Genomic DNA, 1,611 nt, shown 5'->3' with positions numbered 1-1,611 from the left:
GTTCTCCGAGTGGGGACTACTCATCGCGCGGAGCGACCCCACGGCACCCAAGCACCGCGGAATGACGGCGTTTCTGGTGCCGATGGACGCCCCAGGAGTCGAAACCCGGCCCATCCGCCAGATGTCCGGCGGTTCCACGTTCAACGAGGTGTTCCTCACCGAAGTCGAACTGCCTGACTCGCTGCGTCTCGGCGAGGTCGGCGACGGTTGGAACGTCGCGTTGACCACCCTCGGTTTCGAACGCAGCTCCAGCGGCGGAATCGTCTCCGCCGGCGGCAGCGCAGCCGACCTGATCAGGCTGGCCAAGCAACTTGCCATCACCGACGACCCTCAGGTGCGTCAGACACTCGCCGACATCGTCGTCTACGAACGCGCGACCGCGATGTTCAACGACCGGTACGCCGAACGTGAACTAGCAGGCCATGTTCCCGGAGTCGAGGGCTCGATCGCCAAGCTCGTGTGGACGCAGAATCTCAAGCGCATCGGTGACGCCGCGGCCCGATTCCTCGGACCCCGCATCCTCGCCGACACGGGCGCTCCGAACACCTATGCCTGGACTGAGCATCTCCTGGGCGCCCCGGGCTACCGCATTGCGGGCGGCTCCGACGAGATCCAGCGAAATATTATCGGCGAACGCGGCCTCGGGCTGCCCAGAGAACCGCGCTAGGAGCAAACATGGCCCTCGAATTGACCCACGAACAAGAACAACTTCGCGACAGTGTCCGCGCCTTCCTCACGAAAAACGCCAACACGGAACAAGCACTGTGGGAGGGCCTCACCGGCCTGGGCCTGACCGAGATCCCGTTCCCCGAACGCTTCGGCGGAGCCGGTTGCACCCTCAAAGACACCTCCGTCGTGATGCACGAACTCGGCCGCACCACTACCGTCGCCCCGTACTTCTCGTCCGTGTGCCTTGCCGGGCTGACCCTCTCGGAATGCGCCTCGGATGCGGGCCGCGCCGCACATCTTCCCGCAGTCGCAACGGGCAAACGCACCGCCACGCTGGTCGCCGGGTACCCGTATGCGGAAACCCCGATTACTGCCACCGCAACCGATGACGGCCGGTTGATTCTCCGGGGCACGCAAGATTTCGTGGTAAACGGCGACAGCGCAGATCTCCTCGTCGTTGTCGCACGCGGAGAGAACGGCCTCGAACTGGCCGTCATCGACGGCGACGCACCCGGCGTCGTGCGTACCCCGCTCGAGTCCCTGGACACCACCCGCCCACTGACCCGGATCGGGTTTACCGACGCCCACGCACAGGCGGTCGGCGGGGCGAACCTGGGTGCGACGCTGCCACGCGCGCAGGCGTCAGCCCTCGTGGCACTGGCGTCCGAGCAGGTCGGCGCCGCCGAGGCGTGCCTGGAAATGTCGGTCGAATACGCCAAGACACGGGAGCAGTTCGGCCGGCCGATCGGCTCGTTCCAATCGATCAAGCACCGCCTCACCGACATGCTGGTGGCACTCGAACTGGCGCACGCAGCTGTGCTGGACGCGGCGAACGCCGACGAACAGCCAACGGACGAACTCGCCACCGCAGCGAGCATCGCGCATGTGCTGGCGTCCGAGGCCTTCACCTATGCCGCCGAGGAATATATCCAGATCCACGGC

General features: G+C 65.9%; 2 protein-coding genes. Both read left to right on the top strand.

What is annotated here, in order from left to right; all coding sequences use genetic code 11:
- Positions 1-667, top strand: a 667-nt coding sequence (locus WAW17_RS25350) for an acyl-CoA dehydrogenase family protein (protein WP_422335636.1), incomplete at its 5' end; no start/stop codon positions are given.
- An 8-nt stretch (positions 668-675) separates the two neighbouring features.
- Positions 676-1,611: acyl-CoA dehydrogenase family protein (locus tag WAW17_RS25345; RefSeq protein ID WP_422335635.1), on the top strand; the 936-nt coding region annotated here is incomplete at its 3' end.

This window comes from Rhodococcus sp. (in: high G+C Gram-positive bacteria), from assembly GCF_049286785.1.
Classification (GTDB): Bacteria; Actinomycetota; Actinomycetes; order Mycobacteriales; family Mycobacteriaceae; genus Rhodococcus_F.
The sequence above is the reverse complement of the archived record's forward strand: the minus strand, read 5'-3'. Positions and strand labels throughout refer to the sequence as shown.